Origin of the sequence: Rhodococcus sp. 24CO (genome assembly GCF_050586165.1) — a bacterium.
Classification (GTDB): domain Bacteria; phylum Actinomycetota; class Actinomycetes; order Mycobacteriales; family Mycobacteriaceae; genus Rhodococcus_F.
This window is the reverse complement of record NZ_JAZFNF010000020.1, coordinates 1-20,789: the sequence shown is the minus strand read 5'-3', so window position 1 is coordinate 20,789 and position 20,789 is coordinate 1. Positions and strand designations below refer to the sequence as shown.

The following is a 20,789-nucleotide window of genomic DNA, read 5'->3' as shown; positions in this document are numbered from 1 at the left end:
CGCCGCACAATAGTGATACCCACATAGTGAAAGTTCAACCGCAACAGTCGAAGAAGCGTGCACGTCGCCAAAAAATTTTGTTCGGCAGCCGATTGCGTGCCGATATTTCGACGATGTCGAGTCCGTTCAGTGCGTGGGTGGCCACAGCAAGGTGAGTACGTCGCCGTCGATCGGTTCGCCTGCGGCTGCGGCGAAGCGGCGTAGTGCGTCCGCCAGTACGTCGCAGTCGTCGGGTGTCATCCGTTCGAGGACGGCGGATATTGCTTCCCTGCGGTGGTTGCTGACCCGGTTTACCAGGTCTTGGCCGGCGGGGGTGAGCGTCAACGTCAGGTTCCGTCGGTCTTGCGGTGCGTCGCGGCGATCGAGTAGACCGGCTTTGATCAGCCGATCCACGGCCCGGGAGGCATTTGACGGGTTCACCTCCAGTGCGGCGGCCACCGCACCGAGGTTCAAGGGTCCGCGGGTGTCGACCATCACCAGAATCCGCAGGTGGGGCACGGTGACGAGGTCTTCGGCTTCGGCGACCGAGGCGGCTGCGATGCCGACGAGTGCGCGCGAGGCCCACAACACCGCTTCGACCTGCTGCGTGAATCGTTGTCTGTCCTCGTGGTGCTCTTGTACCGCGTTCATACTCGAATTTTGCACCGGACCATTGCGCGGGCGCAACCATTGCGTGTTGGATTAGGGGGTGGGCGAGTGTCACTCGCGACGGCCAGGGGAAGGGAAGTTGCACCCTCTCGAAGATCGCTGGATGTCTTTGCGCAGGAAGGTGAGTGTGTCGATGACTGCTTCACGGGACCGGATCGCCCAACCCTGGGGTACGCGTACCCCTTATGCTGCGGGGGAGCAATGGCCGCAGCGGGTGGATCAGTTTCTTACCAGCGGCGTCGAACCGGACTCGGTGGACCGGTGGGTGCAGTCGGCGTCGATACTTCATTCCAACGGAGACGCGCTCGATATCGCGGTGAAGGACGGCGCGATCGTCGGCGTCCGTGGCCGCGGCGTCGACCGCGTCAACCGTGGCCGGTTGGGGCCGAAGGATCTTTTCGGGTGGCAAGCTAACGGGTCGCAGGATCGTCTGACTCGACCGCTGATTCGCGTGAACGGCGAACTCATGGAAACCGATTGGGACACCGCGATGGATGCGATCGTGGCGCGGAGTAAGGAACTTCTGCAGGAGCAGGGACCGAGCGCGATCGGGTTCTACACATCTGGTCAGTTGTTTCTCGAGGAGTACTACACCCTCGGAGTGATCGCGCACGGGGCTATCGGCACCAATCACGTCGACGGCAACACCCGGTTGTGCACAGCCACCGCGGCCGAGGCGCTCAAGGAATCCTTCGGCTGCGACGGGCAACCCGCGTCCTATACCGACGTCGATCACGCCGACGTCATCGCGTTGTTCGGGCACAACGTCGCCGAAACACAGAGCGTGCTGTGGTCACGGATGCTCGATCGACTCGCCGGACCGAATCCACCGTCGATCGTATGCGTCGATCCCCGCCGGACCCCGGTCGCCGAACATGCGGCGGTTCACCTCGCCCCGCTACCGGGCACGAACGTCGCGCTGATGAACGGTCTGCTCCACGAGATCGTCGAGTACGACTGGATCGATCGGCAATGGATCGAGCAGCACACGGTGGGGTTCGACGAACTGCGCACCCAACTCGCCCCCTACACGCCGGAGAAGGTGGCGGCGATCTGCGATGTGCCCGCCGCGAACCTGCGCGAGGCAGCGCGACTCATCGGCACCGCCGGCCGTTTGCTCTCGACGGTGCTGCAGGGTTTCTACCAGTCACATCAGGCCACCGCCGCTGCCGTGCAAGTCAACAACCTGCACCTCATTCGGGGGATGCTCGGAAAGCCCGGGTGCGGGGTGCTGCAGATGAACGGGCAACCCACGGCCCAGAACACCCGCGAATGCGGCGCCGATGGGGACCTCGCAGGATTCCGCAACTGGGCCAACGACTCTCACATCGCCGAGCTGGCACAGTTGTGGAACATCGACACCGCGCAACTCCCGCACTACGGCCCACCGACGCATGCCATGCAGATGTTCCGGTACGCCGAGCAGGGCTCGCTGAAAATGCTGTGGGCCAGCGCGACGAACCCTGCGGTATCGCTGCCCGAACTGGCGAGGATCCGCTCGATCCTGTCCCAGGACCGATTGTTCCTCGTCGTGCAGGATATCTTCCGCACGGAGACTGCGGATCTGGCCGATGTGGTCCTTCCCGCAGCGACCTGGGGTGAAAAGACAGGGACGTTCACCAACGTAGATCGCACCGTGCACCTGTCCGACAAAGCCGTCGAACCACCTGGCGACGCACGACCGGACCTGGAAATCTTCCTCGATTACGCCCGCCGGATGGACTTCCGTGACAAGGACGACAACCCGCTACCGCCGTGGCACGACGCCGAATCGGCATTCGAGGCGTGGAAGAAATGTTCGGCCGGGCGGCCCTGCGACTACACCGGCATCACCTACGACCGACTGCGCGGCGGATCAGGAATCCAATGGCCCTGCAACGCCGAGCACCCAGGCGGCACCGAACGTCTCTACACCGACGGTCAATTCTTCTCCAGCGCTGACTACTGCGAATCCTATGGCAAGGACCTGGTCACCGGCGCTCCGCTCGAACCCACCGAATACCGGGCCCTGAACCCGGACGCGAAGGCGATCATCAAAGCCGCCGAATACCTCCCCGCCCATGAGAGACCCAGCGAACGCTATCCGTTCGCGTTGATCACCGGGCGCACTCTCTATCACTTCCACACCCGCACCAAGACGGGGCGCGCCCCGCAACTGAACGCCGCAGCACCCCGGGCGTGGGTCGAGATCTCCCAGCAGGACGCCCGCGCCCACGGCATAGAGGAGGGAGATGTGCTCGCGGTTTCCTCTCCACGCGGAACCTTGCATGCGCAGGCCCGGGTGAGTGGGATCCGGCCAGGTGTGCTGTTCGTTCCGTTTCACTACGGCTACTGGGACACCGGCGGTGATGAGCACGACCGGGCTGCAAATGAATTGACGATCACCGATTGGGATCCGGTCTCCAAGCAACCGATCTTCAAGACCGCGGCTGCGGCCGTGACCCGCATCGGTGCGGGCACCGGGCCCGCGCCGGCCCCGACTACAGCGGCGTCCGCGCCCCTCGCATCCGCGATCACCCCGACCAGCGGCGGCGCGGCCGCACTGGTCACCGAGCACAGCGCGGCTACCTCGGAGGGAAACCGATGAAAATCAACCTCGCCCTGCGCGAGTTGCACCGCTCCGAACACAAACTAGCTCTCACCCTGTCGGCGTTGGCAGCCCGCCACACAACAGATCACGAAATCCACCACGTCGCACACGATCTCGCCGCCTGGTCGGAAAACCACCTCCGAGAACTCGCCATCGCCGGGCGCCGCTACGGAATCGGCCTGAATGCCTCCCCGCGAACCGAACCCCTGACCTCCCCGCTGCAAGCAAAACTCAGTGAACTGCTCGGCCACCGACCCGAACCGGCACTGATGCTGTTGATGGACCTGCGCCACCTACACCGCGTCGCCGCCGGAGTATCGGTCGACTGGGAACTACTCGCACAAGGCGCCAAGGCCGTCAAAGATCCGGACCTACTCGCTACGACCGAGCGCTGCCATCCCCAGACACTGAGGCAACTGCGATGGGCCAATGCCATGCTCAAGGTCCTTGCACCACAGGTAATGTCGACATGATCTCCCGCCCATGGGTCGTCGATGTCGGCGTCACGACGATCTGTCCACACTGAACGCAGCATCCAATTACCACCTCGTTCGGAAAGAAACTACTCACATGAGTGGCCAACGAATCCTGCACGTCGCATTGGCCGACGACTGGGAGGGATGCCTACGCTTCGGCGAATACGACGTCGCTACCCTGGCCACGTCGTTCGACGACACTGGATACATCCACGCGAGTACCAGCACCCATCTACCGGCAGTGCTCGATCACCCGTACGGACACGTGAGATTGCCGCTGCTGCTGATCGTGCTCGACGAACAAGCACTAACCAATACCGGAATCGGTGTCACCTGGCACACCACAGGAAACGGCGAACGCGTCCCGCGCATCCTCGCGCCATTTTCGATGGAGTCCCCGATTGTCGTCGCCACTATCTCTCTCGACCGCCAGAACGACTGTTGGCTCATGCCCGACCTGTCCGGCCTCTCGGCGCGAGTCCATGCACCGACGTCACTGTGATCGTTGCTATCGAAAGATCGCAATCATCAGTGGGTTCCACGTCCTGGAGCGCTGAGGCGACGTGTCCGAGCACTGAGGCCGAACACTCGATTGTCGATATCGGCAGCAACCGATAAGCATTGTGGCTGAGCGATATTCGTTGTTGACGAACTAGCAGTCCCCGATCAACCTCGAAATCCAGAACAGTCAACCCCGCCGCAGAAGAGAAAATTACGACTATTGAGTTACCGAACACCCAATCCCATGTGCAGGCAACACTGTGAAGGCCGTGCCTGGCTTCGGAATAGGAGAGCGATATGTGTGCTGCAGCCAGAGTTGCCTCGTCAGTCATGCAAGTAACCAAACTGGATCGGTCAATAAATTACTACTGTCATGTTTTTTCCTGTCGTGTCGCCGTGCACGAGGGACCGGGATCGGCCCGCCGACGGTATGGGCGGCGGCGCCGAGCAGCAACATGGGGCAGCTGACATAGCGCCTTCTCGGCCAGATGGCGGCTGTGCTCGAGCTGAACCAAACGGTGATCGATGCCTTCGAGCGCGGCCGGGCTGTGTTCGAGTACGAGCGGTACGGCGTCGGCGGCGTCGCAGATGTTCTCGAAGCCGGCAATGGCCAGCGCGTTCGCCGCAGGTATCCGGACGAGTGCGATCTCGGCGCGCAGAACCGTGACCAGGGTGCTCTCCGATCCGGTCAGGAGAGCTCCCACATGGAAGTTGTTCTCCGGCAACAAGGAATCGAGGTTGTAGCCGGAGACTCTCCGCGGAATGTCGGGATACCGGGCAGCGATGTCGTCGTCGTAGCGATCGCGAAGGCGGCGCAGTCCGCGGTAGATCTCGGCGCGCCGACCTTCGGCCGAGACGATGGTGTCGAACTCCGCCTCGGAGGTTTCCCCCACCCACATCCGCTCCCCGTCGTAGGTGAGCACTTCGAGGCGGCGGACGGAGTCGACCATTTTCCCGTACGCCTGTGCGGTGGAGCCGCAGGAGTTGTTGCCGATCATGCCGCCGATCGTGCAGCTGACATGGGTGGAGGGCTTCGGCCCCACCATCCATCCCGACGCGTGTAGGTGATCGTTGAGCCGATCGAGCGCGATACCGGGCTGCACGACGGCGATCCCGCTGCTGGTGTCGACCGATTCGACACGCGTGCAGTATTTGCTCCAGTCCAGCACCACCGCAACGTTGCAGCATTGCCCGGCCAGGCTGGTGCCGCCGCCGCGAGAGAGAACCGGAACGTCGAACTCGCAGCACACCGCCACCGCAGCCGCCGCCGCGTCCGGTGAGCGGGGAACCACCACCCCGATGGGGACCTGACGATAGTTCGACGCATCGGTCGAATACGCGGCCCGAGAACCGGCGTCGAAGCGGACCTCCCCGTCGACGCGCTCGCGTAGCGCCTGAGCGAGTTCCTCGAACAGCAACCGCGGACGTGCGCCGGCGGAGCGAGAGATGGTCATAGCGAACTCCTCATATGGTGGGAGCCCCCGATTACCTCGGTGAGATGCTTTTCTCTGCTCATACGTCGGCGTACCTCTAGACCGGACTTGGCTGCGGGCAGGACCACACACGAGAAAGGACGCGACGTCCTGCGCGCGGAATGTCAGGCCGTGCCCGGGGGACTGCGGGTCGGGCCGGATCGAACCGCCGACGGGATCGAGGGTTCCGTCGAAGCACAATGCTTCGATGCGGACGTGGTCGTGGAACGACTCGAGGTGCCGCAGGTTCGGTGTGGCGGCACCGACATGCACATGCAGATGTGGGCCGCAGTGTCCGGAAATGTGGATGTGGTGGGCCGCGGCCAGAGCGGCGGCCCGTTGCCATTCGGTGATACCGCCGCACCGCGAGACGTCCGCCTGCAGACAGTCGACCGCCCCTGCCTCGCACATGCGACGGAAGTAGGTGAGGTCGTATCCGTATTCGCCGGCAGCGACATCGGCAGTGACCGCGGTGCGGACGCGCCGCAGTCCGTCGAGGTCGTCGGAGGAGACCGGTTCTTCGAACCATCGGATCCGACAGTCTTCGGCCCGCGCGATCAGCCGGATGGCGTCCTTGCTCTGGTAGGCGCCGTTGGCGTCGATATACGTTCGGCGTCGTCTCCGATCACGGTGCGTGCCTGCTGGATTCGGGTGAGGTCGCGGTCTGGTTCGCTACCGAAGGACTCGCCGTTCTTGATCTTCACGCGGGGGATGGACTGCTCGTGCACCCAGTGTTCGAGTTGAGTGGTCAACTGGTCGCTGTTGTAGGTGGTGAAGCCGCCGCTGCCGTACACCGGGACGGTGTCGCGGCGCGCACCGAGCAGCCGGTGCAGCGGCGCTTCGAACAGTCGGGCCTTGAGATCCCACAGCGCGACGTCGACTGCGGAGATCGCGCATCCGGCGATGCCCGGGCGCCCAGCGTTGCGGACCGCAGTGACCATCCGGTCGAAGACCGTGCCCACATCCACTGCGCTGGCGCCGAGAACTATCGGAGTGAGTGTGTCGGTCACAACCGTGGCGCACGCCGACGGACCGTAGGTCCAGCCGGTGCCGATGCGGCCCGCAGCACATACCTGCACCACGATCATCGTGGTCGATGGCCACGCCAGTGTGCCGTCGGCCTCGGGAAAGTCTGTGGGGATCGTGTAGACGGTCGCAGTCAGATCCGTAATCGGGACGTCGATCATTAGCGGGGATCCTCAATGGTCCTTGTGTGGCAGGAATTCTTGGGCCTTGGTTTTGATTCCCTCCTTGACGAACCCCCACCTGTCCTCGTCTCCGTGCAGGACGGCCGCAGTCGCGGAGGAGAACTGCTCCCACGTCGCGTGCGGGGGAATAGGAGGCATGTTCGGGTCGGTATGGACGTCGAGGACGCTCGGCCGATCCGCCGACAACGCTTTTTCCCACGCCCCGCCCAACTCGTCTGGATCGGTAACCGTGACCGCATTCAGACCGAGGCTTTTCGCGAAGGCGGCATAGTCGACGTCCGGAAGAGTTTGCGATTGAACGAATTTCGGTGCACCCGACATGGCGCGCATCTCCCAGGTGACCTGGTTGAGATCGTTGTTGTGCAGTACCGCGACGATCAACCGCGGATCCGACCATTGCTGCCAGTAATGCTTGACGGTGATGAGTTCGGCCATTCCGTTCATCTGCATGGCGCCGTCGCCGGCGAAGACGATCACAGGGCGGTCGGGATTTCCGAACTTCGCCCCGATCCCGTAAGGAACTCCCGGGCCCATCGTGGCCAGAGTCCCCGAAAGCGAGCCGCGCATATTGCCGCGGAACCGCAATTGCCGCGCATACCAGTTCGCAGACGAACCGGAATCGGCGGTGACGATGACGTCGTCGGGGAGGCGCGGCGAGAGTTCGGCGAACAATGCGAGTGGGTTGACCGGGTCCGCCGACACCGCAGCTTCCATGGCCATCGTTTCCCACCACCGCGCTACATTGGATTCGATACCCTCACGCCAGGACCGATCCTCTTTTCGCTGCAGCAGCGGAATCAACGCTTGCAGAGCGGTTTTGGCGTCAGCGACAAGATTGACTTCGTAGGGATACCGCATGCCGATGAAACGTCCGTCGATATCGATCTGCACACCACGGGCTTGACCGTATTCCGGGAGAAACTGACTGTACGGAAAATTCGAACCCACGGTGAGCAGGGTGTCCGCTTCGGTCATCATCTCGTAACTCGGGCGGGTACCGAGCAGACCGATCGATCCGGTGACCCAGGGCAATTCGTCCGAGAGCACGTCCTTTCCCAGCAATGCTTTCGCGGCGCCGGCGCCGAGCAGATCTGCCGCTTGAACGATCTCCTCGTGCGCACCCCGCGCGCCCTGCCCCACCAGGAACGCAACTTTGTTGCCCTCGTTGAGGATCTGCGCGGCCCGGGCCACGGCCTGATCATCTGGGGCGACGGTGGGCCAGTGGATCCCCACACTCGAGGGCACCATCTTGAAAGCATGTGTGGGTGGGCTGTATTCGAGTTCCTGCACGTCGGCGGGAATGATGATCGCAGTAGGTGCATGCTGCGTCATCGCCACTCGCATCGCCCGGTCGAGCACATTCGGTAGTTGCTGCGGGACGGTCACCATCTGGACGTAGTCAGTGGCGACATCCTTGTAGAGGCTGAGCAGATCCACCTCCTGCTGATAGGAACCACCCATCGCCGAGCGCGCGGTCTGGCCGACGATCGCCACCACCGGGACGTGGTCGAGTTTGGCGTCGTAGAGACCGTTGAGCAGATGTACCGCGCCCGGGCCGGAGGTAGCCATACACACGCCGACTCTTCCGGTGAATTTCGCGTACCCGACCGCTTCGAAGGCACACATCTCTTCATGCCGAGCCTGGACGAACTGCGGGTTGTTGTCGGCGCGCCCCCAGGCGGCGAGGATGCCGTTGATTCCGTCGCCGGCGTACGCGAAAACATGCTCGACGTCCCACGTTCGTAGGCGCTCCAGCAGATAGTCTGCAACGTTCTGACTGGCCATCGGTGAAGTCCTCCTTGATTGTGGTGGCGAGAGGTTGGTACGAGTCGGCCCGCCGAAATCGGACGGCGCCGGTCACTGCAGTTGCCGTGGTCCCCGCATTGATCGAGCTTCGCTTCGGGGCCCGTCCTGTGCGGTAGTCGGGCCGACGCCGCAGTTGTCGGCACGGTCCTGCGTCGGTCACGAGTTTTTCTTGTCCTTCTTCATCCTTACGCGCAATAGTTGCGATACCGCAAGAGCTGGCGAGAGCGCCTGTATGCCGCAGCACCGAAGGGCATCTCGTTGTTCGTGACGGCCTACGAAATTTTGCGCTCGATGGGGCCGAGCGGTGTTTGGAGGGACGGGGCAATGGGGACCCGCATACATGTCCAACCACTTGCGATGACGCAATGATTGCGATGTACACAGTCGTCGAGGGGCGAGCAGCGCGTGGACTGCATGCTATTTCGTCGCAGTCACTTCCCACCAGCCACGAAACGGACGCCGATGCGATCAACGACAGATCGAAGCATCCACCGAGCGCCACACGTGTTGCGCGAGTATTCCCTGATCGCGGACGGCGAGCGCGGGGCGTTGATCGGTCCCCGCGGGGATTTCGAATGGATGTGTGCCCCTCGATGGGATTCGGGAGCGGTGTTCGCGGCACTGCTCGGCGGGCGCGGTGAATATGTCATCTCGCCGACCACACCTCGATTCACTTGGGGCGGCTACTACGAGGACGGCTCCCTGATCTGGCGAAGTCGGTGGATCACCCCTCCGGCATCATCGAATGCCGTGAGGCCCTGGCTTTTCCGGGCGATCCGCATGTCGCAATCGTGCTGCGCCGCATCATCGCCGTCGACGCGGACGCTGACGTCGGAATCGGACTGTCCGTCGCCGCCGACTACGGCTCGCACCCCATGCACCAGGTCGCCGCACGCGACGGCGTCCGAACCCTGCGGGCAGGACCACTTCACCTCCGGTGGGCCGGGGCAACGAACGCAAGCTATCGCGACGAACGCCTGCATACCGTCCTGCATCTCGCGGCCGGCGCGACCCACGACCTCGTCCTCGAACTGAGTGATCGTCCGCTGCCGCGAGATCCCCCGGTGCCCACCTATCTGTGGGCGCGCACCGAAGATACGTGGCAACAACAGATTCCGACAGTGTCGGACTCCCTGGCCGACCGCGACGCACGACACGCCTACGCGGTACTGCGCGGACTTACCAGCAGCAGCGGCGGAATGGTCGCCGCCGCCACCACCGCCCTGCCCGAACGAGCAGAACAAGGCCGAAACTACGACTACCGGTACTGCTGGATCCGCGACCAGTGCTACGCCGGCCAGGCTGCGGCCGCGGCGCCGGAGCCGTACCCGTTGCTCGACGACGCCGTCGCGTTCGTCTCCGCACGATTGCTCGACGACGGACCACACCTGAAACCGGCGTACACCACCGGCGGAGGCCGAGTGCCGGACGAGTCCTCACTCGATCTACCCGGATATCCCGGAGCCGGCGCGCAGATCGGTAACTGGGTGAACGGTCAATTTCAGCTCGACGTATTCGGGGAGGCACTACTGCTGTTCGCAGCCGCAGATCGCCACGACCGACTCGACCGTGACCATCGGAAAGCCGCGGAAGCCGCAGCCGATGCGATCGCAACACGCTGGCACGAACCCGATGCAGGGATCTGGGAACTGAACAACGCGCGCTGGGCGCATTCGCGGCTGATCTGCGCGGCAGGGCTGCGCGCACTCGCGCAAAAGGCTCCGTCCACGCAATCGCAGGAATGGAACGCACTGGCCGACACTCTGGTCGCCGACGCTACAGCCGACTGTGTGCACCCGAGCGGGCGGTGGCAACGAGCCCCGGACGACGAGCGCGTCGATGCCGCACTCCTCCTGCCCACGATCCGAGGAGCTGTGCCCGCCGGCGACCCCCACGTCCGCGCTACCCTCGACGCCGTTCGCACCGAACTCGGCCGTGAAGGGTACGTATACCGGTTCCGGCACGACGAGCGCCCGCTTGCCGAGGCAGAGGGCGCCTTCTTGCTCTGTGGTTTCGTCATGGCCTTGGCCGAACACCAACAAGGTCACGAAACTGCGGCCGCGCGCCGGTTCGAACGAAGCCGAGCCGCATGCGGATCCCCGGGACTGTTCACCGAGGAATTCGACGTCGTGGAACGACAATTACGCGGCAACCTGCCCCAGGCATTCGTGCACGCGTTGTTGCTCGAATCTGCCCACCGCCTCGCCGCCCCGCCGGTGAAGCAGAGTTAACTGCACCGGTTTTGGAAAGGACATGACATGGTGAGCACACGGACTTCGAACCCGGTCGTCGTCGTCACCGGCGCAAGCGGCGGGATCGGCCGCGCCGTCGCCCGCGCATACGGCTACCGTCGCGCCAACGTTGCACTTATCGCCCGCGGCGAAGGCGGCCTCGACGGCGCCGCACACGACGTCGAGGCCGAGGGCGGCACTGCGCTGGCGCTGGCCATCGACGTCGCGGACCCCGAGCAAGTCGAGGCGGCGGCCACCGAAGTGGAACAGGTCTTCGGTGATATCGATGTGTGGGTGAATGTCGCGTTCACCTCGGTGTTCGCCCCGTTCGCCGAGATATCCGCCGAAGAGTACAAACGGGTGACCGAAGTGACGTATCTGGGTTACGTCTATGGCACCATGTCGGCGCTGAGGCACATGAACCCTCGCGGGCACGGGACGATCGTGCAGGTCGGGTCCGCCCTCGCGTACCGCGGCATACCACTGCAAAGCGCGTACTGCGGATCCAAACACGCTATCCAAGGCTTCCACGAGGCGCTGCGCTGCGAGTTGCTGCACGAACGCAGCGGTGTGCGCGTGACGATGGTGCAGATGCCGGCAGTCAATACACCCCAGTTTTCCTGGGTCCGCTCCAAACTGCCGAATCACGCCCAACCGGTGCCACCGATCTTTCAGCCCGAAGTTGCCGCCCGAGCGGTGGTGTACGCCGCCGATCACCCTGCTCGCCGCGAATACTGGGTCGGGGCTAGCACTGCAGTCACCTTAGCCGCAAACGCGATAGCTCCGGGCCTGCTCGATCGCTACCTCGCCCGCACCGGGTACCGCTCTCAACAAACCGACCAACCACACCCGCCGCATCAACCGGAGAACTTGTACGAACCGGCGGACCGCGACGAGGATCGAGATTTCGGGGCACACGGAATCTTCGACGAGAAAGCGAAAAATCGCAGCGCTCAACTATGGGCATCGCAGCATCACGGAGCGTTTGCCGGCGCCGTGGGACTGCTTGCAGGTGGTGTGGTGATCGCCCGCACTCTTCGGCGATGAGCGGTGCGAGATAGCCGAAATCTGCTGGCGTCGAAGTCTTCTGAATCCTGATGCCGCGTGGTGAAGGAGGGATCGACGGTGCCAAGCTACGCGCAGTTCTGTGTGATGCTCGCCGCGGTGCGGATCAGGTCCTCGTCGGAGCGCCCCTTTTCGTTCATTCCGAGCTGAAACACCAACAGATCCACATTCTCCCAGGTTGCCGTCAGTCTGGGAGTTTTCGTAATTCGGTGATGGTCAGTCCCAATGAGTCGAGTCGAGCCATGACGCTCCTGATGGCGACGTAATCGGCTACATGACCGTCCATGCTGGTGCATCCCCTGCTCGTTGGGGTCACTGTCATAGTGGGGAACGTGGCGTGGAGTCGATGTGACACGTCGCCGTCGATAAGGAACTGGTAGTGGGTCGAAACATCCAATTCGTTCCCTCCTCATTCGTCGAAGCACTGTGGATGCGCCACTAGTTTCGCTAGGTCGCCAAAGTTGTGCCTCATCCATTTCGGATGAGACATAGCCACTTCGAGCGATTCTTTCTGTACTGGTACCGCTGGAGTATCGCTCGACATCAAGCCGCGTGGGTTCATCTGTGCTACTCGGGCGAACGATTTTTGTACCGAATTCCGAGGTTGACGCCGGTTACCGTCCGCGTGCTGGTCGTCGCGATGTCTGCTGTCGGTACCGCGCAGCGCGACACGCTCGTCGAACCGGGGAACCTACCGGTCTGTTCGCGATCGCGCAGCTGCGAGTAGGGCACGCGAATATCATTGATTGGCAACGCTTTTGGTTCGCTAGGTAGTGTGCAAGGACAGCCTCGCCGGTTCACTTGGGCATCCGAGTTTCACACGGTGCGACGACGCATCAGGCGATGAAGTGAGCTCACCGGCGCGGGGGCGTGCGAATGCGGAGCGCCGGTGAGCGGAGCGCATCGAACTCAGATCACGGTGCGTCTTCTCCTTTCTGCCACCTTCCGGCCGGCGGCGGCGGGTCATGTGCGACAGCGTCCTGCCCGAAAAAATGCCGCAAGACTGACATACCAATTGACGGAATCCTGAACCCCGCCAGGTATCTCGAGGCCGGGCAGCTCACGGAGATCGCGGTCGACAACGTGCTCGACTACTCGCGTCGAGGCATGTGAGCGGGTGCGCAAGTACAACGGAGCGCCTGCACACACCGCGATCGTGCCGGCTGGGACGGAACTGTGGCGCGTATGCTCTGACGCTGTCATCGCGACTGCCGCAGGGGCACATTCCGGCTGATTTCGCGTTCGATCCGGATCCTGCCGTGAGGTGATGCTCGAACATGCGGCCGGCCGTATCGGCCACGAACAGATGATGAAGGAACTCGGCAGCTGGGACTATACGTTCGGTCACATCGCCTCCGACGACCCGATCGGTGAATCGTATGTGCGTGGGTCGTGGGATCAGATCGAACGAGCAGGGGAGCTTCTCACTGACGACGATCGCCGCGCACTGTCCGAGGCCACGGCGAAGGAGCGTGCGCAGGCGAATCCACTCTGAACTATTGGAGGAGTTCGAGTATCGAGCGCCGGGAGTTGGCCGGGCAGGGTGGCGTGTCGTCGACGCGGACCGAGTCAAAGACTATCTTCTGCGCGATGCCCTTGATCAGGGCTTCTACGACGACCTTCTCGGCCAGGTATTTGGCAGACGGGGACCGGTTGATGCCGCGTGAACTCGCGACGCTCGTGCATGCAGAGTCGCGGTCATCGTCGATGCTATTACCGAGCGTTGCCTCGGGATTGGTGAAAACGTAGTGCTGGAAGGGACATTCAGCTGGCCGGGGCTAGGTTGACGGTTGCTTGCCGAGCTGGGCAAACTCCGGCCGATCTCTCGGTCGATCCGGATCCTGCCGCCCGTCGGAAGCTCGAACGGCCGGCCTGCGCGGTGTGAGCTGATTGATGCCGGATAAAGAAGCACCGGCTGGGGGCCTGTTCCGGTCAGCTCATCGCAGCACACTCGCCGCCGGCACGAGGGTGTGGCGGGGCAACCATTGCAGCGTCGGGTTAGCTCCCATTGAGGGAATATTCACTCTTACGCGTAAATCACGGCAAATCTCCGCTACCTTTGCCAGACGGTTCACTGCCTGTAACCGCACCGCACCGTGCGAAAACTTGTTTGCGAGGCCAACATGACCACTTCTGCTCTTCCTCACCGGCGACCGTGCCCTCGCCACGCCGGTATTGCTGGCGCGTTCGGTGGAGTTGTTCTCGTTTCGGTCGCCGTTGCCGTTGCCGGTGTCGGCGTTGCTGCGGCAGAAACCGCCGCCGAAATCCTCACCCGTGAATGCACCTCCTACGAGCCGAACCCGGACCTGTTCTCGAGTCCTCCTCGTGTGTCCGACTGCCACGGTGCGAACTTGATTGACGCGGATTTGACCGGCGCGAACTTGACCTGGGCGAATCTGACCGGCGCGATTCTGGCTGGCGCGGTCTTGAGCGGTGCGGACGTGGCCGGTGCGACTTTGACTGACTCGACTTTGACCGGCGCGACTTTGATTAATACGACTTTGACCGATACGACTTTGACTGATTCGGACCTCAGTGATTCGGATTTGACCGGCGCGGACCTGACCGACGCGAATCTGTTCGGGGTGCGCTTGGTCGACGCGGACCTGACCGGCGCGAACCTCAGCGGCGCGAACCTGACCCGTGCGAACCTCAACGGCGCGAACCTCACCGGTACCTCGGCCGTTCCGGCCGACATCGCCGTGGTCGCCGAAACTGTCGACGGCGCCCCGGTCACCTGGAGCGCCCCCACGATGCCCACCGGACTGACCTTCGGTACCTGCGCCCCTGCCTCCGGGACGGTGTTCCCTGTCGGCGCCACCGCCGTGAGCTGTACCGTCAGCAGTCTGTGGGGCGGGAACGTGACGACAGGTTCGGGCACCGTCATTGTTACCGTCGCACCGGTCATCGACCCGCCCGCGACGGGATCGTCCGGCTCCTTGGACTCGATTTTCGGGTTCGGCAGCTGATCTTCTATCTGTAGCGACATGATTGACGATGTGGTTCTCTATCCCTCAACAGGGGTGCTGGCATGAGTGTCGACGAAATACGATTACATCAACTGCAAACCGCTGTTGCCGAGCCGGCAGAGGTTCCTGACCAACCACGAGGGCGGGGGAGCAGGTCGGATTCGAATGTCATGCCGACGAATACCTCGAGTGCTCTCAGGTGAACTGCGGCATGAACGGTTTAACCAGCTCCGGCAGTAAATGTTTGGCTCACAGGACTGTCCCCGGACCTTTCCGGTGGCATCACGGCGTGCCGGGGCGGGGTACACGAACCCCCACCCGGACCCCGACCCTGCCGCGAAGGTTCGGGAGGGGCTGAGTGAGCCGTTCGAAGAGCTCCCGGACTGACAACCTTTCGGTCGGGGCTGTCGGCATGTACATGCTGCGCGCGGCTACCACCGGTACGATCGTTCGCGCACCGCCGCGCGGAGTTGAAAACACAGCTCCTCCGGAGGTACTCAAGGCCCGCCCGGATTAACAGTCCTCCGCTCGTCCAGCGGCTCCTGTACACGGCCAAACTTTTTGAGCGGGTTTAGGTTTCGCAGGTCGGGTATGCCTGTTGTGTGGCACTGCATTCACGGCCGTGAATCAGCCCGCAGATCTGCCTACCGGCTGTCTCGCGCCGGGGGAGGAGTGGGGGAAAGCGCACCCAGCGTCGCAACAACATTGGCGCGAACGCGGGTGGGCATCGATGTCGCGTTCAGGGTTGTGGTATTTCTGCGTTGATCTGCAACGTGTCGATATAGTTTGGAGTTCATCTATCGATCCTTGTTGGAAGATGACGGATTGCGAACGAGACCCGTTCCGCGCGACACTACGAATCTTTAGACAATCCCGCTTTCAAATAAGTCATACTTTGGTACGCTTAAAGTATGACCGCGAAGTTTACAATCAGCCTCCCCGACGAGGACACACGCGTCCTCGACGAGTATGTCCGTGATCACGGGCTCCGTGGCCGGTCGGCGGGAATCCAGGCAGCACTCCGACTTCTCGCGGCGTCCGGCCTCGAACGTGACTACGCCGCAGCGTTCACCGAAGGCGACACCGACGAGGCGTGGGACGTCACCGCGGCCGACGCCGGATGATCCGCCGGGCACACATTCACTGGGTCGATCTGGACCCCGCGCAAGGTAGCGAAGCTTCCAAACGTCGCCCGGCGGTGATCGTGAGCAACGACCGCGCGAACGCCACGGCGGAAAACCTCGGCAGAGGTGTAGTCACCGTTGTTCCGCTGACCACCAACACATCACATGTCTTCCCGTTCCAGGTGCTCGTCGAGCCAGACGAATCAGGATTAGGTCGGGCGTCGAAAGCTCAAGCGGAACAAGTGCGTTCGGTGTCGGTGCGCCGACTCGACGCCGAACCTGTCGGAAAGCTCGGGCTCAGAACACTGGCCGCACTCGAGGAAGCACTACGACTGCATCTCGATCTGAACTAAATGGAACAGGTCCGAAAACTTTTCGAGGGTCTCGCCGCGGTCAGGGCGGATCCCGCCGATTCCCGCACACACTGTCCGAGTGCTCGCGTCCTCGGGCAGGACCGCGGCCCCGTGCGCGAGGCTCTCGTCGATGTGAACCGGCATCGCGGGCCCGTTTCAGAGTCGGCTTCATGCATGGCGACCTTCCCTTCGAAGACTCGCTGACGAGGTCACTGGTACCCGACTTCGACCGAAGTCACCTTTGGCAAGCTTTGGGGGCATATCAGCGCTTTGCGGACGGGTCCCGTTTCGCGCCTTCGCCCTTCGCTAAGTCCTTTCCGCGTACGGAACATCTAGCCATATCCGATCAACCACTCTCGCCGCTCCCCTCAGCATGCTCGCCGAGCAGGACTCTACCGATCTCGCATCGCCGCCGATGCCGCCTACACGTGATCGCTGTCGGTGTCGGTCGATCGGTCCCCGCCGCAAGGAGTTGACAGCACAGCTCCTCCGCGGGGGCCGTCGGGCCCCGCCGGAGGACAGTCCCCCTGCTCGTCCAGCGGGGCCTTTCACGGCCGTGGGTGTGGAGCGGTTTAGGTTTTGTAGGTTGGGTATGCCTGTGGGGCGGCACTGCATTCACGGGTAGGAATCAGGACCGCAGATCTGCCTACCGGCTGTCGCTCGCCGGGGGTGGAGTAGGGGAAGTGCATCGCATCGGAAGGCGATGCGCACCCGTCGACGCTTAGTTCTCGGATCGGGCGTCGGCGGGTTCTCCGCTCGTAACAGACCCTCGCATCTACTGCAGAGCGTTGCGTGGCGGGATCAAATTCTGTTCCAGTGTCACCAGTTCGACGTGGTGATGCACATGGTTCACCTGGCCGATACTGACGGTCGACCGGGTGGGCCACCGCAATGGCGTGCTAATCCCGAATTCCGGCAGGCACGCACTTCCGAGGGGATGAATTGCGTGCCGTCTGGGTGAGTGGCGGGCATCGCTTGACTTGGAGGATCGCCTAGGCGATTTCTTGGTGCTGCCCGACGTTGGTGGCAATCGCGATGATGTGGACTTCGGAGAGAATGCTGCAGACGACGGCCGCGATATGCGCGGTGCCGGTCGAGTCGGGGATGGCGGCAAGGATCCGCGATACCCATGTGAGGTCGATGCCCGAGATAAAACCAACTCCGGCCGACCTCGCGCTCGATTCCGCTGCCCATGAAGGCTCGAACGGATGTCCGGCGTGTTGGCGACTGTTGCCCGGTACGGGCGACGGTAAGAATCGACGAGCCGACGAGTAACTGCCAGTGAAGACTTCGGAGGATCGGTCATGACGGACTCGACACCGCAAGGCGCGACGCATGTTACTGACGCGCAGATCAATGCGGCGCGGACCAAGTTGATCATCGACAAGAAGTTGAAGAGGGCGTCGAAGCCTCAGATCAAGCGATTGGCCTCAGCTCAAAACCAGTGGTGAGCGGCGCTTCATCGCCAGCTGACCTCTCAATTCAATGCTCGGCCGGCAATTTTCGGCCGTATCCTGAAAAGAACCAACGCCGCCCCGGATCCGGGACGGCGTTGGTGTTGTCTCTATGGCCTTGCGCCTCCCGAGAGTTTAGTTGCCGAGGCGAATCGTCCGTTCGTCGAGCACTCCTTGGAACCACAACTCAAGGCTGTCGGCGCTACTATTTTTCCCACCCAGCGAAGTGGCCAATTTCGAAGTCAATTGCAGACTCGGCATACGAGGTCCGGTAAGCGCTCTGTATACGGCTTGATGTGAGTAACCGATCCGCTCGGCCAGCCGAGTGGTTGGGAGGTTTCCGTTCGCCTTCACGAGATCCTGCATGTGTGCAAAGAAGTCGTAGCGAGGACCAGGGGGCACATCTGGTTGCTTCAATGGTCTCTTCGACACATCTCTCCTATCTGAATGAGGCATCCGGGTGCGCGCTTTCAACATCTGGGCCGTGGTTGGCGATCACATCGCCAACCAGGGCTGGCCCGTCCCTTCTATAGGCCTCTTGCGTTGCTTGACGGAATGCGCACCGATATCCCGGTGTTGATGCCGCTCGACGAAGCCGATTGACGATGTCGGCTTCCATGGCAGGTATTCGGAGCGGAGATCGCCGTGGCTTGGTTGGCTCCGAAAAGTTCGTGAGGACTAGAGCTGATCCGCGGTCACGAATACATCTGAGTGCCGTGGAGGCGGGCATGTAGGTGTGGCTGCGTGGGCGCTCATTTTCCTCGCAACGGCGTACCCGTGCGTATCCCGCGACCCATCAGGTGGTCGGCCAGTCCCTGGCAGGGTGATGCAGCGGAGCCCACGCCGATCGCGGTCTCGCCTGGCGAAACAGGCCCTTACTGGGTATATGAAACTCTTGATTCGCTTCTCGGACAGGGCAACAGTGGAGCAGCAGTGCGTGGAACATTTCGCTACGCGCCCCCATTTACCAGTACTTCTTTCGCGCGTTCGTGACGGATGGTGCGCGCGAGTGGGTGTGGTCGGGGGAGAATCCGAGGATGAACGATAAGAACAGCAAAACCAGTGCCGGGACGGGTGTTGGCTCTCGGGTCACGGTCACGGCGCCTGGTCCCGGCAGTGGCAGTGGCAGTGGCAGTGGCGGCGTGGCATGTACCGGTGTGGTGATCGAGGATTACGCGGACATGGTGATCGGTTCGGAGTCGGTGGGGCGGGATTGGGCCCCGGTGCATCGATGGGCTATCGCCTTGGATGACGGAAGGCTGATTTTTGCCGATGACGACGATCTCGCGGCCGCCGACTGACGGATAGGTCTTAGCTCATGCGGGCGTTCTCGTAGAGAGCCGTTCGCGTAGTTGTTTCATGATTTCGGCACGAGTGTAGCGGCCGCGACGTGTGAATCACGCTCACGCGTCTCGCGTTCCGGTCTCGATCCCGCACCGCAGTCAGCCGGATCAGCGACGCTCCGGCTGACATCGTGCGACTCGATGACCACTCATGCAGTGTCTGTTCGGGGTTCAGCGGAACTGACCACGGGCCAGAGCACTGCCAAGGCGGCAGCCCCGGCGATGACGCGAACGGTGTTCAAGGACTTCAATTTTGAGTCTCGATGCGCAGGGTGAGCGGGCAGTTGGTCGACGAGGCACCGACGTGGAGATCATACGATCCGGGTCGGTAGCACCAACCAGTATGTGCGGCCGTCGGGGGAGAAGCCGCCCTCGTGGGACGTGATGGGTAACGGCATGTGCAGGTTGGTGCCGGCTCCCGGGTTGAGAAGGCGCGGATGTGCGCAGTCGGAGATGTCGTACACGGAGAGCAAGCCCGACCCGGTGAGTGCCGGTACCCCGGTGCCTACCAGTAGTTTTCGACCCGCGTGAACCTTGAGACTTTCCCAGGTGCCGGCGAGCATGGCAGGTTCGGTGAGGTTGACGGTAGGAATTGGATTGGTCGGGTCGGAGACGTCGAGTACTTGTACGCCAGGTACCGGCCCGAGAAGATTGCCGGGGAAGATGGTGCCGAGATACGCGCAGTGGTCGAAGCCCGCCGAGATGATACCGGCGCCGCGGCCGGCGAACTCACCCGTCAAAGAGAGGTTGCAGCTGTAGCCCTCCGTATTGCGTCCGCGGTTCCGGTCGGCCGCGGGGACGTCGCCCTGTATACCGGTCGAGGCCAGGCAAGAACTGGGCCTGAACTTACGGTCGACCACTCTCTTTCGGAACCACTTTGCATTGCCCTTCGCTCTCCTCGGTGATGTGTACTGCGCCTATAGTTGCTCGCGCCGCCGGGTGTACGACGTCAGTGCGGGGGGTGTCCACGCGGGCCAGGTGGCTTCGCCGACGAGGTGTCCGTCGGTGAACTGGGCGACGATGCGCGGACCGGTGCTAGAACTGTTGTCGTACACGGTCACGTGATCACAACGTGGGAACGCCTGGGCGGCGAGACCCCACAATCTATGGTATCGCTGGCGGATCTTGTCTTCCGGCACATCGTGCCCGCCGGCACGCACCCGGTAGGGCACACGCTGGACCGCTAGTTCCTCGGGAATCATCACCACATGCAAGACGACGATGTACTCGTGCGTGCGCGCTTCGTCGATCAGTTCCAGCTTCGACGGATGGGAGAATACAGTCTCGGCGATAAACGATTCTCCCAGAGTCAGGAGGTGGGATCGGGTCTTCGCGGCGATATCGGCCGCGTCGTAGGAGTGTGTAGCCGGATTTGCCGGCCATCGTTGTTTGGCTATCTCGTCGGCATTGACGAAAGGGCTGGCCGGCAGCAGCGGAGCGAGGGTGAGTGAATCGCACCGGCGAGTCCGGAGACTTACTGATTTGAGAACTCCGCAATTCGCGTAGCTCTGTGTTCACCGTAGTAGAACGCCTCGAGTTCGGCCGGAGG

The 20,789-nt window shown here is 62.6% G+C and carries 14 protein-coding genes and 5 pseudogenes; 12 read left to right on the top strand and 7 right to left on the bottom strand.

The window, feature by feature from the left end; translation table 11 throughout:
* Positions 1-126 precede the first annotated feature (126 nt).
* On the bottom strand, positions 127-630 hold the full coding sequence (locus tag V2B23_RS28950) for a MarR family winged helix-turn-helix transcriptional regulator (protein ID WP_430953400.1): 504 nt from the start codon (positions 628-630) through the stop codon (positions 127-129).
* Between the two features lie 151 nt (positions 631-781).
* Between V2B23_RS28950 and V2B23_RS28945 the strand changes: the two genes are divergently transcribed.
* The 3 genes from V2B23_RS28945 to V2B23_RS28935 all read left to right on the top strand — a co-directional run bounded on the left by V2B23_RS28945 (position 782) and on the right by V2B23_RS28935 (position 4,216).
* A complete protein-coding gene (locus V2B23_RS28945; protein ID WP_430953399.1) occupies positions 782-3,235 on the top strand; it encodes a molybdopterin oxidoreductase family protein in 2,454 nt (817 codons plus the stop codon).
* On the top strand, positions 3,232-3,711 hold the full coding sequence (locus tag V2B23_RS28940; RefSeq protein WP_430953398.1) for a hypothetical protein: 480 nt from the start codon (positions 3,232-3,234) through the stop codon (positions 3,709-3,711). The genes V2B23_RS28945 and V2B23_RS28940 overlap by 4 nt, the downstream gene beginning before the upstream one ends.
* A 97-nt stretch (positions 3,712-3,808) precedes the next feature.
* The gene (locus V2B23_RS28935) at positions 3,809-4,216 is read left to right on the top strand and encodes a DUF952 domain-containing protein (RefSeq protein WP_430953397.1); all 408 of its coding nucleotides are present in this window, start codon (positions 3,809-3,811) and stop codon (positions 4,214-4,216) included.
* Positions 4,217-4,673: 457 nt separating this feature from the next.
* Here V2B23_RS28935 and V2B23_RS28930 read toward each other — a convergent pair.
* The 3 genes and pseudogenes from V2B23_RS28930 to V2B23_RS28920 all read right to left on the bottom strand — a co-directional run.
* A pseudogene (locus tag V2B23_RS28930) lies at positions 4,674-5,669 on the bottom strand (FAD-binding oxidoreductase); the annotation flags it as partial.
* 126 nt (positions 5,670-5,795) lie between these two features.
* Positions 5,796-6,874, bottom strand: a pseudogene (locus tag V2B23_RS28925) (enolase C-terminal domain-like protein); the annotation flags it as partial.
* A 12-nt stretch (positions 6,875-6,886) separates the two neighbouring features.
* Positions 6,887-8,680 carry a thiamine pyrophosphate-requiring protein gene (locus V2B23_RS28920; protein ID WP_430953396.1) on the bottom strand — a complete coding sequence of 598 codons (1,794 nt, stop codon included), beginning with the start codon at positions 8,678-8,680 and terminating at the stop codon, positions 6,887-6,889.
* A 483-nt stretch (positions 8,681-9,163) separates the two neighbouring features.
* Between V2B23_RS28920 and V2B23_RS28915 the strand changes: the two are divergent.
* Both V2B23_RS28915 and V2B23_RS28910 read left to right on the top strand, forming a co-directional pair.
* Positions 9,164-10,932: pseudogene (locus V2B23_RS28915) on the top strand (glycoside hydrolase family 15 protein).
* A gap of 27 nt (positions 10,933-10,959) precedes the next feature.
* A complete protein-coding gene (locus tag V2B23_RS28910) occupies positions 10,960-11,979 on the top strand; it encodes an SDR family oxidoreductase (RefSeq protein ID WP_430953395.1) in 1,020 nt (339 codons plus the stop codon).
* 202 nt (positions 11,980-12,181) lie between these two features.
* On the opposite strand, the gene V2B23_RS28905 is transcribed toward V2B23_RS28910, so the two are convergent.
* On the bottom strand, positions 12,182-12,394 hold the full coding sequence (locus tag V2B23_RS28905) for a hypothetical protein (protein ID WP_430953394.1): 213 nt from the start codon (positions 12,392-12,394) through the stop codon (positions 12,182-12,184).
* A gap of 870 nt (positions 12,395-13,264) precedes the next feature.
* Here V2B23_RS28905 and V2B23_RS28900 point away from each other — a divergent pair.
* From V2B23_RS28900 to V2B23_RS28870, 7 genes are all read left to right on the top strand, one after another.
* Positions 13,265-13,492 (top strand): hypothetical protein, encoded by a 228-nt coding sequence (locus V2B23_RS28900; RefSeq protein WP_430953393.1) that lies wholly within the window; start codon positions 13,265-13,267, stop codon positions 13,490-13,492.
* A gap of 4 nt (positions 13,493-13,496) precedes the next feature.
* On the top strand, positions 13,497-13,664 hold the full coding sequence (locus V2B23_RS28895) for a hypothetical protein (protein ID WP_430953392.1): 168 nt from the start codon (positions 13,497-13,499) through the stop codon (positions 13,662-13,664).
* A 456-nt stretch (positions 13,665-14,120) separates the two neighbouring features.
* Positions 14,121-14,966, top strand: coding sequence for a pentapeptide repeat-containing protein (locus tag V2B23_RS28890; RefSeq protein WP_430953391.1), 846 nt, complete (start codon positions 14,121-14,123; stop codon positions 14,964-14,966).
* Positions 14,967-15,877: 911 nt separating this feature from the next.
* Positions 15,878-16,090 (top strand): ribbon-helix-helix domain-containing protein, encoded by a 213-nt coding sequence (locus tag V2B23_RS28885; protein ID WP_430953390.1) that lies wholly within the window; start codon positions 15,878-15,880, stop codon positions 16,088-16,090.
* On the top strand, positions 16,087-16,443 hold the full coding sequence (locus tag V2B23_RS28880) for a type II toxin-antitoxin system PemK/MazF family toxin (RefSeq protein WP_430953412.1): 357 nt from the start codon (positions 16,087-16,089) through the stop codon (positions 16,441-16,443). The genes V2B23_RS28885 and V2B23_RS28880 overlap by 4 nt, the downstream gene beginning before the upstream one ends.
* 1,304 nt (positions 16,444-17,747) lie before the next feature.
* On the top strand, positions 17,748-17,894 hold the full coding sequence (locus V2B23_RS28875; protein WP_430953389.1) for a hypothetical protein: 147 nt from the start codon (positions 17,748-17,750) through the stop codon (positions 17,892-17,894).
* Positions 17,895-18,934: 1,040 nt separating this feature from the next.
* The gene (locus tag V2B23_RS28870) at positions 18,935-19,198 is read left to right on the top strand and encodes a hypothetical protein (protein WP_430953388.1); all 264 of its coding nucleotides are present in this window, start codon (positions 18,935-18,937) and stop codon (positions 19,196-19,198) included.
* Between the two features lie 380 nt (positions 19,199-19,578).
* Here V2B23_RS28870 and V2B23_RS28865 read toward each other — a convergent pair.
* Together V2B23_RS28865 and V2B23_RS28860 are read right to left on the bottom strand one after the other, a co-directional pair.
* Positions 19,579-20,067 (bottom strand): annotated as a pseudogene (locus V2B23_RS28865) (hypothetical protein); the annotation flags it as partial.
* Between the two features lie 90 nt (positions 20,068-20,157).
* Positions 20,158-20,691 (bottom strand): annotated as a pseudogene (locus V2B23_RS28860) (zeta toxin family protein); the annotation flags it as partial.
* Positions 20,692-20,789 lie beyond the last annotated feature (98 nt).